Genomic DNA, 18,855 nt, shown 5'->3' with positions numbered 1-18,855 from the left:
GAAGGGTGGGCGCAGGGCTGACGAGGAGGTGAGGCCGCGGTGGTGGCCGACCGTCCCGCGCCGACGCGGGCCCCGTTCCGCCGCTCGCCGGTGGTGCTGCTCAGCGCCGCACTGGCGGTGGTGCTGACCGGTTGGGCGGTGGTGGCCTACGTGCGTGCCGACCGGGGCACACCGACCTGCGTCGAACAGGTCCGGCTGCGCGTGGTGGCCGCGCCGCTGATCGCTCCCGCGCTCGACCGGGTCGCGCGGGTGCGAGCGGGCAGCCAGCCGTGCGTCTCCGTCGAGGTGCGCACCTCGGAGTCGGCCGTCGTCGCCCGCGACCTCGCCGACGGCGCGGAGGTGGCCGAGGTCTGGGTGCCCGAGTCGACCTTCTGGCTGCGCCGGGCACGGGGGGCGGGCGCGTTCGAGGTCGCCGGGCAGGGCACCTCCATCGCGAGTACCCCGGTGGTGCTCGCGGTCCACGACCGGCTCGCCCGCCGCGCGGGTTGGCCGGACAAGCGGCCGACCTGGGCGGCGTTGGTCGGATCCACCGCACGGGAGGTCCAGGTGGGGGTGCCGGACCCGGCGGTCGACCCGGCCGGGTCCGCCGCCCTGCTCGGCGTACGGGAGCTGGCCGACGAGAACGGCGACTCGGCCGCGACCACGACGGCCACCCTGCGTGCCCTCGCGAAGCGTACGTTCATCCCGGAGTCGCCGGACGGCTCGCTCGCCCCGGGCCGACGGCTGCCCGGTGGAGTCGACGCGGTGGTGGTCAGCGAGCGGGCCCTACGCGAGCACAACGCGTTGGCCGCGACCGACAAGCTGGTCGGGGCGTACCCGGAGGTCGCCGTTCCCTGGCTCGACCTGCCGTACGTGGTGCTGCCCGCCACCCGGGGACGGGCACGGGACGCCGCCGCGGGCTTCCTCACCGGACTGCTCACCCCGGCGGCACAGCAGGTGTTCACCGGTTACGGGTTCCGCACCGCGGCAGGTTTCCCGCCGACGGTGCCGGACGACGGGCGACTGCTGGCTGAGGAGCGGCGACCGGTCCCACTGCCCGCCGAGGAACTGGTCACCGAGGTGCTGACCGGCTGGAGCGGCGTGCAGCGCAGTGGCCGGATCCTCACCCTGCTGGACGTCTCCGGCTCGATGGCCGCGCAGGTGCCCGGTGAGGGCAGCCGGCTGGAGGCGACCGTCCGGGCTGCCGAGGAGGGGGCCGGGCTGCTGCTCGACAACAGCGAGCTGGGCATCTGGACCTTCTCCACGAAGCTCGACGGCGACCGGGACTACCGGGAGATCCTGCCGGTCGGCCCGCTGGGTCCGCAGCGGCGGCTGCTCGCGGAGCGGTTGGCCGCCGTCCGGGTCGAGCCGCAGGGCGGCACCGGACTGTACGACAGCACACTGGCCGCGTACCGGGACGCCCGCCGCAACTGGACGCCCGGTCGGATCAACCTGGTGCTGGTGATGACCGACGGTCGTAACGAGGACGGCGACAGCATCAGCAGGGCGGAACTCCGCACCGAGTTGAAGCGGTTGCAGGAACCGCGTCAGCCGCTACCGATCATCTTCATCGGACTCGGCGAGGACGTCGACCCTGCGGAGCTGACGGCGATCGCGGAGGTCACCGGCGGACGGGTGTTCGTGACCAGGCAGCCCGGCGGGATCCGCCGCATCTTCTTCTCCGCCCTGGCCGACCTGGGCTGCCAGCCACCGGAGTGCCGCAGGTGAGCCGGACGCTGTCGGTGCTGCGCCGCTCGCCCGGCACCGCGCTGTCGGTGCTGCTGCTCACCGTGATCGCCTTCGTGCAGCGGCCCGGTCAGGTCACCTTCGACACCAAGCTCGACCTCGCCGCCGATCCGATCCACTTCATGGCCCGCGCGCTGCACCTGTGGAATCCGGAGGCAACCTCGGGGGAACTACAGAACCAGGCGTACGGCTACCTCTTCCCGATGGGGCCGTTCTTCGCCGTCGGGCAACTGCTGTCGGTGCCACCGTGGATCACCCAACGGCTGTGGACGGCGCTGCTGCTCGTCGCCGCGTTCTACGGACTGCTGCGACTGGCCCGCGCGTTGCAGATCGGCAGCGAACCGACCCGGTACGCGGCGGCACTCGGCTACGCGCTCGCCCCGCGCATCCTGACCGAGGTCGGGGCGCTCTCCTCGGAGACGCTCGCCGCCTCGATGCTGCCCTGGGTGCTGCTGCCGCTGGTCACCGTGCGCCGGATCGGCTCGCCACGACGGGCCGCCGCGCTCTCCGCGTTGGCGGTGCTCGGGATGGGCGGGATCAACGCGGCGGTGGTGCTGCTGGCGCTGCTGCTGCCCGGGATGTGGCTGCTCACCCGCCGCTTCGACGCCGCACACCGACGCCTGGTCGGCTGGTGGTGCGTCGGCGTGCTCGGGGTCTGCCTGTGGTGGATCGTGCCGCTGCTGCTGCTCGGCCAGTACAGCCTCCCCTTCCTCGACCACATCGAGTCGTCCACCACGACCACGGCGGTCGCCTCGCTGTTCCAGGCGGTGCGCGGCACCAACCAGTGGGTGGCGTACATCGTGCAGGGCGAGCCCTGGTGGCCCGCCGGATGGTTGCTGATCGACCATCCCGTGCTGATGACGCTCACCGCGGTGATGGCGCTGATCGGCCTGGCCGGGTTGGCCGGCAACCTGCTGCCCGAGCGGCGGTTCCTGGTGGCCGGCTTCCTGGCCGGGCTGACCCTGCTCACCGTCGGCTACGTCGGCGCGCTCGACAGCCCGATCTCCGAGCAGGTGCGCGGCCTGCTGGACGGTCCGCTGGCACCGTTCCGGAACGTCCACAAACTCGACCCGGTGTTGCGGCTGCCGCTGATGCTCGGATTCGCGCACGGGGTCGCCGCGGTGGCCACCCGACTGCACCACGCGCTGGCCCGGCGTCGGCCCGGGCTCCGGCTCCGGCCGGTGGTCTTCGTCCCGGTGCTGCTGCTCGTGCTCGGGGCCGCCGCGCCCGCCTGGCTGGGCCTGCTGCGGCCCGGTCCCGGCTGGTCCGACCTGCCACCGCACTGGCGTACGGCGGCGACCTGGCTCGCCGACCGCGACGCGACGGCCCGGACGCTGGTGGTGCCGGGCACCAGCTTCGGGCAGTACCAGTGGGGACGTACGGTCGATGAGCCGTTGCAGGCGTTGGCCGGGGCGCCGTGGGCGGTACGCCACCAGGTCCCACTCGGTTCGGCGGGCAACACCCGGATGATGGACACCGTCGAGGAGGCCCTGGCCAGCGGTCGAGGCTCGGCCGGGCTGGCCGATCTGCTCGCCCGCTCCGGTTTCCGGCACCTGCTGCTGCGCAACGACATCGACCGCCCCCAGGTCGACGCGCCACCGGTGGCGGTGCTGCGCCGGGCCCTGACCGAGTCGCCGGGCATCGTCCGGGTCGCCGCCTTCGGCACCGCCGACGTCCTGGCCCGCACCTGGAGCAGCCCGGTCGACGACCCGACCGGCATCCTGCCGGCGATCGAGGTGTACGAGGTGCAGCGGCCGGTCCCGGCCGCCTCGGCGGTGCTCACCGCCGACGTGCCCACGGTCAGCGGAGGCCCCGAATCGCTGCTGCCCCTGCTGGAACAGCGGGTGGTGGAACGGGACCGGCCGGTGGTGCTCGCCGGTGACCGGGAGCGGTATCCCGACGCCGTCGGTGACTCCTGGATCGTCACGGACGGGTTGCGGCGTCGCGAGCGGGACATCGGCCGGGTCCGGGACAACCTCTCCCAGACGTTGGCCGCCGACGAGGAGGGGCGGCTCGGGCGGGTCGCCCTCGACCTGCTGCCCTTCGCCGCCGAGCGACACCAGACGACCGCCATCTACCAGGGCGTACGTGAGGTCAGTGCCTCCTCGGCGGTGAGTTTCGCGGACTCCTTCGGCCCTGCCGACCCCTCGCGCCTGCCGTTCGCGGCCCTGGACGGTGACCCCGGCACCGCCTGGCACTCGGCACCGCTGGGCGGCCCGGTCGGCCAGTGGCTCCAGGTGGACCTGGACACGCCGCGTCCGGTGGACGGAGTGCGCCTGGCGTTCGTCAGCGACCTCGCGGTGGGCTGGCCGGTGACGCGGTTCCGGCTCACCACCGACCGGGGCTCGGTGGACCACGAGGTGGCCCGCACCCTGGGCGCCCACTCGTACTACACGCTGCCCGGTTCGACCAGCCGGGTCCGGGTGACGGTGTTGCAGGTGGCCGACGGTCGACTCGACGGTGGGGTGGGCATCCGGGAGATGACCATCCCGGACACCGAGCCGCGACGTGGTCTGCGTGCGCCGACCGACCTGCCGGACACGACGTCGACGCCGGTCGGGTGGGCGTTCAGCCGGGGTACGACCCATCGGCCCGCGTGCCATCCGAGCCCGGTCGGTGGCGCGGATCCGGTGGCGGGCGACACCGTGATCCGCTGTGACCGGTTCCTGGCCCGAGCCGGTGAGGAGCCGTCGGGCCTGGACCGGGTGTTCCGGAACCCGACGGCGGGCACGTACCGCATCCAGTTGCGGGCCGTCGCCCGGCCGGGCGGTGCGTGGACGATGCCGGACAGTCCGCTGACCGCCACCTCCTCGTCGCAACTCGGCGGCGACCCGGCGGTGGCGGCGTACGCGGCGGTCGACGGTGACCCGGGCACGGCCTGGCTCGCCGGGACCGACGACCTGCGCCCCACCCTGCGGTTGGGTTGGGCGGGGCAGCGCCGGATCGACGAGGTGCGGCTGCGCCCCGCCGACCTGCCGGTGGGCTCGCTGCCGCGACGCGTCGAGATCCGCACCCCGGAGCGGGAGATCACGGTGCCGGTCGATGCCGACGGGGTGGTCCGCTTCCCGGCGGTCCGCACCGACCGGATCGAGATCGTGGTGCTGGAGACCGAGCTCCGGGTCGCGGACGAGCGCGTCAACGGCTGGCCCGCCACCGCCGGTATCGGGGAGGTGGAGATCCCGGCACTGGCGGACCTGCGTACGCCGGTCGCTGCGGACGCCCGGGTGGTCGAGGACTGCGGCGACGGGCCGACCGTTGAGATGGACGGCTTCCGCTACCGCACCTCGGTGACCGCCAGCCTGGCCGACGTACGGGCCGGGCGGCCGGTGCCGGTGCGGATCTGCGGCGAGGACGGTGCGGTGCTGGACCTGCCCGCAGGCGGCCACCGGCTGGTGACCTCGCCGTCGGCCGGATTCGTCGTGCAGGACGCGACGCTGCGGCCGGATGGCGACGTGACCGCCCCGCCCCGGCACCGGGAGGTCGAGGTGCTCGACTGGGCACCGACCGACCGCACGGTCCGGGTCGCGGCGGGCGAGCAGGCGCTGCTGGTGGTGCCGGAGAACGCGAACTCCGGCTGGACGGCCACGCTGGACGGTGAGCGGCTGACCGCCACCCGCGTCGACGGCTGGCAACAGGCCTGGGTGGTGCCGGCCGGCGTCGGCGGCGAGGTCCGGCTCGTCTTCGCGCCCGACCAGCCGTACCGCGCCGGTCTGGGCGCGGGGGCGCTGACGGCGGCCGGGGTGCTGGTCCTTGCCGGGTGGCCGGTACGCCGTCGGCTCGACCTGCCGGACGGCGTACCCACCGAGGCGTCCGGCTGGGCGGTCGGCGTGCTGCTGCTGGCGCTGCTCGTCGTGCTGGGCGGGGTGCTTCCGGTGGCCATCGTGCTGGCCGCGATGGTGCTCCGCCAACTGGTCCCGCGTGCCCTACCGCTGGTGGTACTCGGTGGGTTGACCGTGGCCACGGCGGTCGCGGTGACCGGCCGGTTGCAGGGCCACGGGCAGGACTGGGCCTACGGCACGTGGGTGCAGGGGGCGATGCTGGTCGCGATCGGCGCGGTGGTCGCCGCAGTGGTGCCGGTCCCCGGTGTCCGGACCGCACCACCCGCACCGGACGATGCGACGCCGGACACGCCGGCGGTGCCGTCCGACGTGACCGACGTCGGCGGCGAGGGCGAGAACGGGACGGTGGCACGGTGACTGCGGTGGACGACCGTACGCGGCGGGCGGCGATGCGCCGGTTCGCGACCCTGCGGCGCTCGGTGACGTTGTTCCGGGCCTTCCTGGTCGAGCAGACCGATCCCGACCGTTTCTACGGACTGCTGGCCGCCGACTCGGTACGCCAGGTCTCCGGCTACACCGACCTGGCCGGGCGGACGGTGCTCGACGTGGGCGGCGGACCGGGGTACTTCGCGAACGGCTTCCGGGCCGCCGGGGCGTGGTACGTCGGGTTGGACCCGGACGTGGGTGACTTCTCGGCCGGTGGCGAGACGGTGTCGGGAATGCTGCGGGGCAGCGGCACGGCGCTGCCGGTGCGGACCGGCAGCGTGGACGTGGCGTTCTCGTCCAACGTGGTGGAACACGTCGCCGATCCCCCGTCGATGCTCGACGAGATGGTGCGGGTGACCAGACCGGGCGGGCTGCTCTTCGTGTCGTACACGCCCTGGTTGTCGCCGTGGGGTGGGCACGAGACCGCGCCGTGGCACTGGTTGGGCGGGCACCGGGCGCGTCGCCGGTACGAGCGACGGCACGGACGACCACCGAAGAACCGCTTCCAGGAGACGCTGTTCCCGGTCTCCATCTCGGACACCCTGCGATGGGCGCGCGGTAACGGCGACGTCGAGGTGGTGGACGCGTTGCCCCGCTACCACCCCTGGTGGGCACGGTGGGTGATCCGGGTGCCGGGCGTCCGCGAGGTGGTGGCGTGGAACTTCGTCCTCGTCCTGCGGCGGTCCACCGGCAGACGACCCGACGAGGTGGCGAAATCGGGACTGACCGGGGGTCGCGTTGCTATGTGACTTGGTAGTAACCTCGCGGCCACACTAATCGATGCCGACGAAAATTCGCTCCTCGGGGAGGAAACATGAAGCACCGCGCCGTGGGTGCTGTGCTGTTCGGCGGCGGCGTACTGCTCCTGGCGCTCGCCGCCGGGCTGGTGTTCGTCGTCAAACCCGCGATGACCAAGCTGCCCTACGACCTGGACTCCTCGACGTCGGTCGCCGAGGCCAAGAACGCCACCTTCCTGCAGATCACCAACGGCACGGCGGCCATCAACCAGGCCGACCTCAAGTCGACCATCCTGGTCACCCCCGAGCGGGACAAGACGGCGGCGCTCAGCGGCGACCTGGCCGGTGACACGGTGATCTGGCGAGTCGGCCAGACCGTCGACCGGACCGACACCAAGGAACTGGTCAGCGCGTACGGCGCCGAGCTGGCGTTGGACCGGGTCTCCGGTGCCGCCGTCGAGTGGAGCGAGGGCTACCTCGACGACAGCGGCACCCAGGAGAAGGTCCCGTACGCCGGGCAGATCTACAAGTTCCCGTTCGACTCCGCACAGACCGACTACGAGGTCTTCGACCGGGACCTGCGGCAGACCCGGGTGGCCGAGTTCACCGGCACCGAGGACGTCAACGGGCTTGAGGCGTACCGGTACGAGCAGGTCATCACCGACGAGAAGCTGCCACTGCCGGCGGACCGTGTCGGGCTGCTGCTCGGTGCGCTCGCCCCCGGCGCGACCTCCGGCGACGTCGTCTACAGCAACACTCGCACGGTCTGGGTCGACCCGGTGACCGGCTCCTACCTGAAGGTGCGCGAGCAGCAGAAGAAGGTGCTGGTGCCGAACACGGGCACCCAGGTGACGCTGCTCGACGCCGACTTCGCCTACAACGACGAGACCGTGGCGGCCTCGGTGGACCGGGCCAAGGAGAGCCGGGGCCAGCTCACCCTCCTCGGTGTGTACGCGCCCCTCGGGCTCGCCGTACTCGGTGTGGCGATGATCCTGGTCGGACTGCTGGTCTCCCGTGACCGGACCCGCAGCGGCGCGACCGGCCGGCACGCCGCGAACGCGGCGCCGACCCGGGTCGACCAGCCGGCGGTCCGCGACGACGAGCGGCAGAGCGGCCCGTTGTCCGACGAGATCCCGCCGGCGTCGACCAACTGGAAGTCCGAGGAGCCCACCGTGCCGCAGCAGCGTTCCGCGCGCCGCGACTCCGACCGGAACTGATCCCGGTACGCCCGAACGACACGGGACGAGGGGGTGACCCTCGTCCCGTGTTCGTCGCTCAGAGCCGGTCGAGTGCCCGACGCAGCGGGTCGAGCCCGAGAGCGCCCAGGTCGAGCGCCTGCCGGTGGAACTCCCGCAGGTCGAAGTCGGCGCCCTTGCGGACCTTGGCGTCCTCCCGGGCCTGGAGCCAGATCCGTTCGCCCACCTTGTACGAGGGCGCCTGCCCCGGCCAGCCCAGGTAGCGGTTGAGTTCGAAGCGCAGCATCTCGTCCGGCACCCGGCAGTGCGCCCGCAGGAACTCCCACCCCAGTTGCGGCGTCCAGCGCTCGCCCGGGTGGAAGTCGAACGGGTTGTCGGCGGGGATCTCCAGTTCGAGGTGCATGCCGATGTCGACGATCACCCGGGCGGCCCGGAACGCCTGGCCGTCCAACATGCCGAGCTTGTCGCCCGGGTCCGCCAGGTAGCCCAGCTCGTCCATCAGGTTCTCGGCGTACAGTGCCCAGCCCTCGCCGTGGCCGGAGACCCAGCAGAGCAGCCGCTGCCACCGGTTGAGCAGCTCCGCGCGGACGGCGGTCTGCCCCACCTGGAGGTGATGGCCGGGCACCCCCTCGTGGTAGACCGTGGTCACCTCCCGCCAGGTGGAGAACTCGGTCAGGTCCTGCGGCACCGCCCACCACATCCGGCCCGGCCGGCTGAAGTCCTCGCTCGGACCGGTGTAGTAGATCGCGCCGTCACTGGTCGGCGCGATCATGCACTCGATCCGCCGGACCTGCTCCGGGATGTCGAAGTGGGTGCCGTTCAGGTCGCCGATCGCCTGCTCGGCCAGCCCCTGCATCCAGTCGCGGAACGCCTCCTTGCCCCGGATCGTGCGGGCCGGGTCGGCGTCCAGCCTGGCCACCGCCTCGTCGATCGTGGCACCCGGCCCGGCGATCTGCGCCGCCACCGTCCGCATCTCGGCCTCCAGGCGGGCCAGCTCGGCGAACCCCCAGGCGTACGTCTCGTCCAGGTCGACCCGGGCACCGAGGAAGTACTGCGAGGCCAGCTCGTAGCGGTCCCGCCCGGCGGCCTGCTTCTCCCGGCCGTGCGGGGCCAGCTCGGCGCGCAGGAACTGCCCGAACTCGGCGGTCGCCGCAGTGGCCGCCGCCGCGCCCCGGCGCAACTCCGCGTCGAGGGCACCATCGGCACCCAGCCGCTCGACGAGCCCGTGGAAGACGTTGTCGCCCTCCGGGTCCACCCAGGTGTCGCACTGCTTGGCCACCTCGAGCAACTGCACCCGGGAGCTGACGTGTCCGGCGGTGGCCGCCTCGCGCAGCGTGGTCTTGTACGACTCCAACGCGCCCGCGAAGAGGTTCAGCCGGGCGGCGATGTCGGCCTGCGCCTGCTCGCCCTCGTGCGGCATCAGGTCGAAGACCATCCGGAGCTCGTGCAGCCCCGAGGTGATGACGCTGACCTCGCTGCTCGTCTCGCCGCTGTCGTAGCGCGCCAGGTCCAGGCCGAGCCGCTCCTGCATCGCCTCCTGGGCGGTGCGTTCGGCCTCCGACTGCGGCTCGACGGTGTCGAGTTCGGCCAGGGTGCGCCGGCTGAGGTCGGCGCGGGCGGCGTACCCGTCGGGCGACAGGTCGTCGAGCTGGTCGTCGTGCCCGGAGATGCCGACCATGGTCGCGCCGGCCGGACTCAGCGCCGCCCAGTCGGCGACGTACCGGTTCGCGAGGTCATCGATTCGTCCCACGCAGCGAACCCTACGTGACCCGTCCGGCAGGGTGACGGCGCTGCTTGCCGTGTCCGACCGGCTCAGCCGTGGGTCCAGGCGACCAGGTCCTCCGCCGACCAACTGTTGACCACCCGATCAGCGGGTACGCCGCAGCGGGCCGCCCGCTCGCAGCCGAAACGCTGCCAGTCGAGCTGTCCCGGGGCGTGCGCGTCGGTGTTGATCGCGAACAGGCAGCCGGCCTCCACGGCCCGCCGGATCAACCGCTTCGGCGGGTCCTGCCGCTCCGGCCGGGAATTGATCTCCACTGCGGTGCGGTGCGCCACGCAGGCGGCGAAGACGGCCTCGGCGTCGAAGTCGCTCTCCGCCCGGGTCCGCGCCCGATGCCCCCGGTCGCCGGGCCCGGTCACCCCGGCCGGACGCGAGGACACCATCCGCCCGGTGCAGTGACCGAGGATGTCCAGATGCGGGTTGGCGACGGCGGTCACCATGCGCCGGGTCATCTTCGCCCGGTCGTCGTTCAGGCCGCTGTGCACCGAGCCGACCACCACGTCCAGCCGGGCCAGCAACTCCTCGTCCTGGTCGAGCGAGCCGTCGGCGAGGATGTCGACCTCGATGCCGGTGAGGATCCGGAAGCCCTCCGGCAGCGCCTCGTTGAGCCGCGCCACGTGGTCGAGCTGGCGGCGCAGCCGATCCGCGGTCAGTCCCCGGGCCACCTTCAACCGGGGCGAGTGGTCGGTCAGCACCAGGTACTCGTGACCCAGCTCGACCGCGGCCAGCGCCATCTCCTCGATCGGCGAGCCGCCGTCGGACCAGTCCGAGTGGGTGTGGCAGTCACCGCGCAGCGCGCTGCGCAACGCGGCGGCCTCGGCGTCCAGGTCGGTGCCCTCGGTGGCGACCAACCGACGCAGGTAGACCGGTTCCTCACCGGCCAGCGACTCGGTGACGCACCGGGCGGTGACGTCGCCGACCCCGGCCAGCTCGGTGAGCGTGCCGCTGCGGGCCCGCTCGGTCACCTCGGCGGCGGGGAGTGCGGCCAGCGCGTTCGCCGCCGACCGGAAGGCCCGGACCCGATAGGTGGCCTCGTTGGCCCGCTCCAGCAGGAACGCGATCCGGCGCAGGTCGGCAACAGCGTCACGGGTGCTCATGTCGGCACTCCGCTGCGCTGCGTGCCGCCATGAGGCACCTGTGCGCTGAGCCGATGATTCGCTCGTTGGCGCTCGCTCATGTGGTGAAAGTACGCGTCCGCGCCGCCGGTCGGGGTGTGACCGGCGGCGCGGAGTGCGGGGCGTCAGGGATCAGGAGTACGGCAGGCGTATCACCGACCGGTTACCGACGCCCAGCGTGCTGGGGTTGTTGCCGATCGCGGACCAGACCTCCACCCGGACCGTGCCGCCGCGCAGGTTGCCGAGGCTGCCGGTGCTGGAGTGCAGTCCGGCCGCCTGGGTGTAGGTCTCCCAACCGGGCACCGGGTCGGTGGCGAAGTAGCGGTACGTCTCCACCCGTTCCCAGCTCCCGTTGCCGGTCAGGTCGTACGAGACGCGTACCTGCACCCCGTTGCCGACCGCGTTGCCCGCGTCGAGGAACAGGTCGAACGCGGTCTGTCCGCCGGTGTGGTCGAGGTTGAGCCCGGTCGCGGTGAACACCGCCGGGTTGGTCGGCGTGCCGTCCCGGTTGGTGCCACCGGCACCGGCCACGGTCGTGGTGCCGGCGGTCCCGGCCGCCGCCAGTCCGCCACCGGCGAGCAGGTAGCGGGTCGGCTGACCCGAGCCCGGCGGGTTCGTCGGCGTCGGGGTCGGCGTGGGCGTGGGCGTGGGCGTCGGGGTCGGCGTCGGGGTGGGCGTCGGGCCGGGCGGTACGCCCCCACCGGCGTTGCCGCCGGTCCAGGTGTGCGCGCCACTGGTGGCGGTGCGTCCGGCGGCCACCGTGAGTTGCGTACCGTCGGAGAACCGTACGGTCAGCGGGGTGGCGGAGATGTTGCTGGCCACGTAGGTGCGGGCCCCGTTGCGGTTGAAGACGGCGGCCAGCGGGTGGTCGGCGGTGATGCCGGTGTCGACCCGGCCCAGCCCGGCGAGGTTGCGGATCCAGTGGAAGGTGTGTGCCCGGCTCTCGCCCTCCTCCGGCGTGTAACCGGGGTTGGCGCGCAGTTTCGCCAGCGCCGAGTCGGCGTCACCGAGGGCGAGGAACTGCCAGTGGATGTCCTGCCACACGGTGGGTTCGCCACCGTTGTTGCGGACCAGCTCCTGGTACTTGATCGAGTTGTAGTTCGGGTGGTAGCCCAGGTAGAGGTGGCCACCGGTGATCGGCAGCAGGTTGATGCCCTGGATCATCTCCGGCTCGGCGCTGAACCAGGTGGCGTACGCGCCGCCGTCGCCCCAGACCATGCCCACGTTCGAGTGCCCGAACCCGGCCGGGAAGTTCTCGTCGTTGACGTCGAACCAGTACTCGTGGATCGCCGCCGCCTGGGTGGTGTAGATGAAGATGCCGGCGTCCCGGACGGCGGTGTTGCCGGTGGCCTGCCCCCACTGGATCAGGGCGTTGGCGAAGTTCATCCCCTCGGACGACGACTCCTGGTTGTTGCCGCTGGCGAAGGAGCCGTGCCCGGAGGCCCAGTCGTGCCCGGCGTAGATGTCGAAGTCACGCAGGTACGGGAAGCGGGTGTCGTTCCGGTCGTAGTTGTTGGCGTCCCGGATCAGCAGGTCGATCATGCCGCCGTACTGGTCCTGCCGGGCCCAGGACGGGTCGAACTTGGCCAGCGTCGCGGCGGCGGCGATGTAGTAGCCGTAGTGGAAGTGGTGGTCGTTGAGTTCCTGGTCCGAGCCGTACGAGGCGGGGTAGCCGATCAGGGTGCCCCACCGCTGGTCGTAGTAGAAGAGGCGTTCGGTCTCGCCGGGTGAGGCGGTGAGCCAGTCGTTGAGCGTGGACCGGATGGCGTTCAGCGCCGAGGTCCGGGTCTCGGTGTCCCCGACCAGGTCGGCGATCTCGGCGATCCGGGCGGCCCGGCCGAGGCCCTTGCCGGTCCAGTAGGTGTCGCCGCCGCGCTGGTCCATCGGGTTGCTCCGGACCGCCGCGAGGTGCTGCCGCAGCGTGGTCAGGTCGGCACCGGCGCCGGTGGCGACCGCAGGCAGCTCGGGCAGTACGCCGTGGAACCGCATCGAGGTGCGGAACTCGCCGACACCGGTGAGCACCTTCATCCGGCCGCGCGCCGACGGGTAGGTCGGCGCGATCGGGGTGGCTCCGGTCAGTGACTTCCACTGGTGCGGGTAGAGACTGACCACGGTCCGCGTCTCGGTGCCCTCGTGCGGGGTGGTGGTGAAGGTGTAGCGGGTCTCCACCTGGCTGGTCGACTGGTTGTAGGTGTAGCCGACCCGGGTGCCGGTGACGTGGGCGTGCGCGTACTGGCCGTAGGTGGTGGCGAGCTGGGCGCGGGCCGTGGCGTCACCGGTGGCGGGCAGCAGTGCGACCGAGAAGTAGCCGCGCCCGGCGAGGTTGGAGCTGATCCGGGTGCCGCTGACGGTCCAGGTGGCCCCGGACGGCGCGTACGCGACGTAGTCGTGTCCCCGGACGCTGAAGCTGATCCGGCCGGCGCTGTTGGAGAAGACCGTGAAGCCGCCGCCGTTCGCGTTGATCACCGCGTCGCCGCCGGTGGTGCGGAAGTACGCGAACGGCAGGCCGTGACCGATGGTGGCACGCAGGGTGCGGGTGCCGTCGCTCCAGTACGGGGTGACCGTCCAGTCCGTCCAGTCGGCGACCCGGACGAGCGGTGCGGCGAGCCCGGCCACGCCGACCCGGATGTCCTCGACGTAGGGGTACTTGTACTCGCCGACGCCGGTCGCGGTGCCGCTGATGGCGGCCACCGACTCGGCGGAGAAGCCGAGTCCGTCGGTGACCGGCCGGTAGGAGGCCGGGTGGGCGTGCAGTGGCTCGCTGAACGAGCAGTTCAGCCGCTTCCACAGCAGCGAGGACCACCAGTCGTTGGTGGGGATCGGGCCCGGCGGTGCGTCGGCGGTGGCGAACTGGCGCGGGTTGGTGGTCATGTCGCCGCAGCCGCTGGGCAGCGGGCCGACGGGGGTGGTGGTGTAGCTGCCGGCGCCGACGGGCGCGGCCTGCGCGGGGGAGGTGGCGGTGACGGCCAGCCCGCCGAGGACGAGGGCTGCTGCGGCGGTGGCGGCCAGCAGCCGGTGACGGGTACGGCGTGGGACGGGAGGTCGCATCTTTCCTCCAGGGCGCCGGTCGACGGCGCGTTTCGTCGTCGTTTGGGAGGTTGATTCCATGAGAGAGCGCTCTCTCTGGTGTTACGCGACGGTAGTTCACCGGCAAGACCTGCGTCAATGTGTCGGACTGATGAAGTGCGGATGACGCCGGACGGGACGTCTCCGGCTCACCGCGCCGGTGGGCGCTCCGGGCAGCCGTTCCTGCGGTGCCAGGCGGCCACCTTCGCCGCCGGCTCGCGGTTGCCACCCTCGCGCCACGAGTCGAGGTACGGAGCCGGCCAGATCACGCCCCGGCGGATCCACCAGCCGTCCTCGCCCAGGCACGGCGGGGAGATGCCGAAGTGCAGGTGACAGACGTTGTTGGCGTTGCCGGTCCGGCCCACCGTGCCGAGCTGCCGCCCGGCGCGGACCCGCACGCCCGGCGCGATGTCGTCGGCGATCTCGGTCAGGTGCGAGCCGTAGTAGCGCACGCCGTCGTCACCGAGCACCGACACCGACAGGCCACCGTTGTACGGCCCCTGCGGCCCCTGCCTGTCGTACCGGTCCCGGCGACTGACCTCGCCGATCGTGCCGTCGGTGACCGCCACGACGGGTTCGCCGCAGTCCGCGAAGATGTCGGTGCCCGGGTACGCCGAATGGGTCGGGTGGTAGGCCACCTTCGTCGCGCGTACCGGGAAGACGTGCCGGAGCCCGGCGCGGGTCGGACTGGCGGTCACCGCCGGCTGGTCCGCGGTGTCCGGCGTCGCGGCGGTCGGCGGCGCCGCCTCGCCGGTGATCGGCGGCGCGGGCGAGCCGGTCGGCGGCGCCACGCGCGGGGGCGGGGGCGTCCCGCAGCCGGCGGCGGCGAGCACCGGCACGAGCAGCAGCGCGGCGTACGCGCGACGGCGTCCGATCGTCAGCGAGACCATCGGGCCATCCTGACAGAATCGCCTACGGTGGGAGGACGACGTCCGCACGTGGGAGGAGTGGCAGGGATGATGCCGTACAGCCCCTCGGGCCTCTTCCCGTCCGGGCGTCCGCCGCGCCCCACCTATCGCGAGCCGCACCCGGTCAGCGGCGCCGGTGTCGCGTCGGGAGCCGTCGGCGCGCTCGCCTGGCTGGGCCTGTTCGCCCTACTCGGACGCAGCCTCGCCGGGTACGCCTGGTGGACGCTGCTCGCCGGTGGCGTGGCCTGGCTCGTCGCCCTGGTGCTGGTCCGCTTCGGCGACCGGGGAGCCGCCGCCGGCATCGCGATCGTCACCGCCGGAGGCTGGAGCATCGCCACCGTCGCGGTGGTCACCCGCTGGGCGGCCAGCGGCGACTGGCCGCTCTGGTAGGGCGGGCACCGACTTCGGCCGCACGGGGTCGGACGGCGGCCACGGCCGCCACCGGCGGTGACTGCGCTGCGTTGTTGTGCAGGCACCGAAACCCGTCTTGACTCGGCCGCCGGGACTCGGCACGCTCCCGGTATGGCCTGGACCACTCCGCGGTTCGATCCGGATCGCAGCCGTCGCCGCCTTCAGCTCCTGGCGCAGTTGGCGGACGCCCGCTCGGTGCGCGAACGTGAGCGGCCACAGCGGGCCCGCACCCAGCGACTCCGCCAACTGATCGCCACCCGCCGTCGCCTGACCGGCTGACCCGCGCCCGTCACTTTCCCCAGGAATGACCGGCCCTTCGGGGCGTTGACCGGTCGCCTGCCGACCCGACCGGCTAACGTGCACGCGTAACGGGTCGGCGTGTGCTGTGCCGAGGCTACTTGGGGGAACCGTGTCGTACTTCGCTGCGGCCGTCGTGCGCGAAAAGGGCGGCTGGACGGCCGCCGAGCTGAGTCTGCGGGGGACCGCCGACGTCGACGAGGTGGCCGAGCGGCTCCGCGACCTCGCCCCCGACGCGGACCTGTCGTTGCTGTTCGTCGAGGCCGACGACACCTATCTGGTCATCCTCCGCCTCGACGAGGGCGAGGACCTGCGGGTCTTCGGTTCCGACTCGGCGTACGCGGAGGAGTCCCGGCTCGGTGCCCTGCTGGTCGGCGACCTCAAGACGTCGGTCACCGGCCTGGACGACACCGAGGAGGTGCGCCCGGCCGCGACCAGCGACGACAACGAACAACCCGCCGTCGACCCGGAGGCGGACCCGGTCGGCGAGGCGGACCTTCTCACCGACCTGGGCATCCCCGCGCAGCGGCTGCTCGCGCTCTGCGCCCACGAGGGCATGATGCCGGCCGACGTCACCGCCGAGGTGTGCCAGGTGCTGGGCTGCGTGGACGACGTCGAGGAACTGCGTGAGGTATGACCCGGTCGAGGGTGCGCCGGTCCGGTCCGGCGGTGGACCGGTCGATTCGACGGACCCGGCACTGGAGACGGTCCGACCCGGCCAACCCACGCCCGGCGCGGTCGGCCGGGTGGGGCCGGGAGCGCACGAGGCACTCGCCGACCTGACCGGCACCGGTCGGCGGCAGCGGCACGAACTCTGGATGCGTCGGGCGCTGGAGATCGCGGTGACCGGGCCGGACGCCGGTCCGGCCGTCCCGGCTTCGGCCGGTGCGTCAGCCCCGGCCGACGACGTGTCGACCGGCGACGTGCCGGTTGGTGCGGTGCTCTACGGTCCGGACGGCACCGAGCTGGCGGTGGCCCGCAACGAGCGGGAGCTGACCGGCGACCCGACCGCGCACGCCGAGGTGCTGGCGCTGCGACGGGCCGCCCAGCGGCGGGGCCGGTGGCGGCTGGACGGCTGCACGCTGGTGGTGACCCTGGAACCCTGCACCATGTGCGCGGGCGCGCTGGTGCTGGCCCGGGTCTCGACCGTGGTGTTCGGCGCGTGGGAGCCGAAGACCGGGGCCGCCGGTTCGCTCTGGGACGTGCTGCGGGACCGCCGACTCAACCACCGCCCCGAGGTCTACGGCGGCGTCCTGGAGGCGGAGAACGCCGCCGTGCTGCGCGCCTTCTTCCGCTGACGCCGTCGGGCGTCGCCGGGCCCGGTCGTGCCGTCGTCGGTCGCCGCCGGGCGGCACCGTCCGGCTCGTCAGGCCGAGGTCGGCCGGAGCAGCGTGTCGGCCACCGCCCGGGCCGCCTCCGTCCACGGTGTCGGGCGCATGGTCGCCGGGTCCAACCGGACGATCGCCCGTCGGCCCTCGGCGTACGTGGTGGTGTCGTCGTCGAGGGAGTGGAACCGGAAGGCGTACTCGGCGCTGCTGGTGCCGAAGTGCTCCAGCCAGAAGTGCACGGCGATCGGGCCGGTGCCGGTGACCGGCGCGCGGTAGGTGATGCTGAACTCGCGGACCGCGTGGAACACGTCCGGTGTGGTCGCCCGTCCGGCGCGGTAGGCCACCCCCCGATCCGACCAGTACGCGGTGAGCGCCCGCTCCAGCAGCAACGCGTACCGGGCGTTGTGCAGCAGGCCGAGCGCGTCGAGGTCGTCGAAGTGCACCATGGCCTGCCCGACGTGGCCGTACGTGACGGCGGACTGGTCGGCGAGGGCGTGTGTCATCAGGGGCCTTCCGGTAGCAGGGTGGAATCGGGGCACAGCGCCCGCAGGCGGGCCAGTACGCCCCGGCGGGCGTGTCGATAGGTGGTGTCCGGGTCGAGCAGCCGGGAGCGCATCGCCGCCGCGATCCCGTACGCGTCGATCTCGTACGCGAGCAGCGCGACGTCCAGGTCGGCGGGGAGTTCGCCCAGCTCGACGGCCTCCCGCACGAGCCGCTCCAGGAACTGTGTCCAGGCGGCGAAGACCTCGGCGAGGCGATCCCGGACCGCTCCGGGCCGGGCGTTGAACTCGAACTCCGTGGTGGCGAAGAAACAGCCGCCGGGCAGCACCCGCGCGGCGTAGAAGTCGATCCGTGCCTCGTGCAGCGCCAGGATGCGGCGTACGCCCCGGGGTGCGCGCAGGGCTGGCGCGACGATCCGCTCCTGCCACTGCCCGACCGCCCGGTCGATGGTGGCCAGTTGCAGCGCCTCCTTGGAGCGCCAGTGCGCGAAGAGGCCGGACTTGCTCACGCCGAGGGAGTCGGCGAGGTGCCCGAGGGAGAGGCCGTCGAGACCGTTGGCGGTGGCCAGGACGACGGCGGCGTCCAGCACCGCGGTGCGGGTGCGCTCACCCCGGGCGAGCCGGCCGTCGACGGTCATGCGACGACCCTACTAAAGAAGACCGACCGGTCGTATTTATTTCGGCGGTGACGGCCGTCACCACTCCGGGCGCGCCACGTCCCGCCACCGCGAGGCGGTGACGGGACGGTCGATGCGGCTGCCGCCGTGGTTGCGTCGGCGGTGGCTGTGCTGCGGCGGCGCGGTGCTCAGGCGATGATCGTGTCCAACGCGATCTCGACCATCTGGCTGAACGTCTGCTCACGCTCCTGCGAGGTGGTCTTCTCGCCGGTCTTGATGTGGTCGCTGACCGTCAACAGCGTCAACGCCCGCGCCTTGAACCGCGCGGCGATCGTGTACAGCGCGGCCGACTCCATCTCCACCGCCAGCACGCCGTACTCGGCCAGGCTGTCGTAGAGGTCCGGGCGGTCGGTGTAGAAGGCGTCCGCCGCCAGGATCGGCCCCACCCGCATCGCCACGCCGCGCCGCTCGGCCACCTCCACCGAGGTACGCAGCAGCCCGAAGTCGGCCACCGGGGCGTAGTCGATCAACCCGTCGAACCGCATCCGGTTCATGTTCGAGTCGGTCGACGACCCGATCGCCGCGATCACGTCACGCAGCTTCAGGTCCTCGGTCAGGGCACCGCACGAGCCGACCCGGATCAGCGACTTCACGCCGTACTCGTTGACCAGCTCGTGCGCGTAGATCGAGGCGGACGGCATGCCCATCCCCGAGCCCTGCACGGAAACCTCGACACCGTTCCAGCGCCCGGTGAAGCCCAACATCCCCCGGACCGTCGAGTAGCAGGTCGCGCCCTCGAGGTAGGTCTCCGCGATCCACTTGGCCCGCAGGGGGTCACCCGGCATCAGGACCCGCTCGGCGATCTCGCCCGGCTTCGCGCCGATGTGCGTACTCATGGCAGAGATCCTGC

Annotated in this window: 15 protein-coding genes; 8 read left to right on the top strand and 7 right to left on the bottom strand. The window is 72.6% G+C overall.

Going from position 1 to position 18,855, the window contains the following annotated elements:
- Positions 1–42: 42 nt before the first annotated feature.
- The 4 genes from ACQVFL_RS28655 to ACQVFL_RS28640 all read left to right on the top strand — a co-directional run bounded on the left by ACQVFL_RS28655 (position 43) and on the right by ACQVFL_RS28640 (position 7,944).
- Positions 43–1,707, top strand: a complete 1,665-nt coding sequence (locus ACQVFL_RS28655; protein WP_431727981.1) for a substrate-binding and VWA domain-containing protein — start codon at positions 43–45, stop codon at positions 1,705–1,707.
- A complete protein-coding gene (locus tag ACQVFL_RS28650) occupies positions 1,704–5,921 on the top strand; it encodes an alpha-(1->3)-arabinofuranosyltransferase (RefSeq protein WP_431727980.1) in 4,218 nt (1,405 codons plus the stop codon). Before ACQVFL_RS28655 ends, ACQVFL_RS28650 begins: the two co-directional genes overlap by 4 nt.
- 5 nt (positions 5,922–5,926) lie before the next feature.
- The gene (locus ACQVFL_RS28645; protein WP_396689606.1) at positions 5,927–6,739 is read left to right on the top strand and encodes a class I SAM-dependent methyltransferase; all 813 of its coding nucleotides are present in this window, start codon (positions 5,927–5,929) and stop codon (positions 6,737–6,739) included.
- A 65-nt stretch (positions 6,740–6,804) separates the two neighbouring features.
- Complete coding sequence (locus ACQVFL_RS28640; protein WP_431727979.1) at positions 6,805–7,944, top strand: DUF3068 domain-containing protein; 1,140 nt, start codon at positions 6,805–6,807, stop codon at positions 7,942–7,944.
- Positions 7,945–8,002: 58 nt separating this feature from the next.
- Here ACQVFL_RS28640 and ACQVFL_RS28635 read toward each other — a convergent pair whose 3' ends face one another.
- From ACQVFL_RS28635 to ACQVFL_RS28620, 4 genes are all read right to left on the bottom strand, one after another.
- The gene (locus ACQVFL_RS28635; RefSeq protein WP_396689609.1) at positions 8,003–9,673 is read right to left on the bottom strand and encodes a DUF885 domain-containing protein; all 1,671 of its coding nucleotides are present in this window, start codon (positions 9,671–9,673) and stop codon (positions 8,003–8,005) included.
- Positions 9,674–9,735: 62 nt separating this feature from the next.
- Complete coding sequence (locus tag ACQVFL_RS28630) at positions 9,736–10,800, bottom strand: PHP domain-containing protein (RefSeq protein ID WP_396689611.1); 1,065 nt, start codon at positions 10,798–10,800, stop codon at positions 9,736–9,738.
- 150 nt (positions 10,801–10,950) lie between these two features.
- Positions 10,951–13,866: a glycosyl hydrolase gene (locus ACQVFL_RS28625; RefSeq protein ID WP_396689613.1), complete on the bottom strand. Its 2,916-nt coding sequence runs from the start codon at positions 13,864–13,866 to the stop codon at positions 10,951–10,953.
- Positions 13,867–14,033: 167 nt separating this feature from the next.
- A complete protein-coding gene (locus ACQVFL_RS28620) occupies positions 14,034–14,774 on the bottom strand; it encodes a M23 family metallopeptidase (RefSeq protein ID WP_431727978.1) in 741 nt (246 codons plus the stop codon).
- Positions 14,775–14,840: 66 nt separating this feature from the next.
- Between ACQVFL_RS28620 and ACQVFL_RS28615 the strand changes: the two genes are divergently transcribed.
- From ACQVFL_RS28615 to ACQVFL_RS28600, 4 genes are all read left to right on the top strand, one after another.
- Positions 14,841–15,182 (top strand): hypothetical protein, encoded by a 342-nt coding sequence (locus ACQVFL_RS28615; protein ID WP_396689617.1) that lies wholly within the window; start codon positions 14,841–14,843, stop codon positions 15,180–15,182.
- Between the two features lie 132 nt (positions 15,183–15,314).
- Positions 15,315–15,482, top strand: coding sequence for a hypothetical protein (locus ACQVFL_RS28610; RefSeq protein ID WP_396689618.1), 168 nt, complete (start codon positions 15,315–15,317; stop codon positions 15,480–15,482).
- Between the two features lie 130 nt (positions 15,483–15,612).
- A complete protein-coding gene (locus ACQVFL_RS28605; protein ID WP_396689620.1) occupies positions 15,613–16,137 on the top strand; it encodes a tRNA adenosine deaminase-associated protein in 525 nt (174 codons plus the stop codon).
- A gap of 181 nt (positions 16,138–16,318) precedes the next feature.
- Positions 16,319–16,798 (top strand): nucleoside deaminase, encoded by a 480-nt coding sequence (locus ACQVFL_RS28600; protein WP_431729906.1) that lies wholly within the window; start codon positions 16,319–16,321, stop codon positions 16,796–16,798.
- A 68-nt stretch (positions 16,799–16,866) separates the two neighbouring features.
- Here the strand turns inward: ACQVFL_RS28600 and ACQVFL_RS28595 are convergent, their stop codons facing one another.
- From ACQVFL_RS28595 to deoD, 3 genes are all read right to left on the bottom strand, one after another.
- Positions 16,867–17,331 carry an acyl-CoA thioesterase gene (locus ACQVFL_RS28595; RefSeq protein ID WP_431727977.1) on the bottom strand — a complete coding sequence of 155 codons (465 nt, stop codon included), beginning with the start codon at positions 17,329–17,331 and terminating at the stop codon, positions 16,867–16,869.
- The gene (locus ACQVFL_RS28590) at positions 17,331–17,966 is read right to left on the bottom strand and encodes a TetR/AcrR family transcriptional regulator (protein ID WP_396689624.1); all 636 of its coding nucleotides are present in this window, start codon (positions 17,964–17,966) and stop codon (positions 17,331–17,333) included. Before ACQVFL_RS28590 ends, ACQVFL_RS28595 begins: the two co-directional genes overlap by 1 nt.
- 167 nt (positions 17,967–18,133) lie before the next feature.
- Positions 18,134–18,841, bottom strand: coding sequence for a purine-nucleoside phosphorylase (deoD, locus tag ACQVFL_RS28585; protein WP_431727976.1), 708 nt, complete (start codon positions 18,839–18,841; stop codon positions 18,134–18,136).
- Between the last annotated feature and the right edge of the window lie 14 nt (positions 18,842–18,855).

The sequence above is a fragment of the Verrucosispora sp. TAA-831 genome (assembly GCF_050780145.1).
GTDB lineage: Bacteria > Actinomycetota > Actinomycetes > Mycobacteriales > Micromonosporaceae > Micromonospora.
This window is presented reverse-complemented; position numbering and strand designations above follow the sequence as displayed.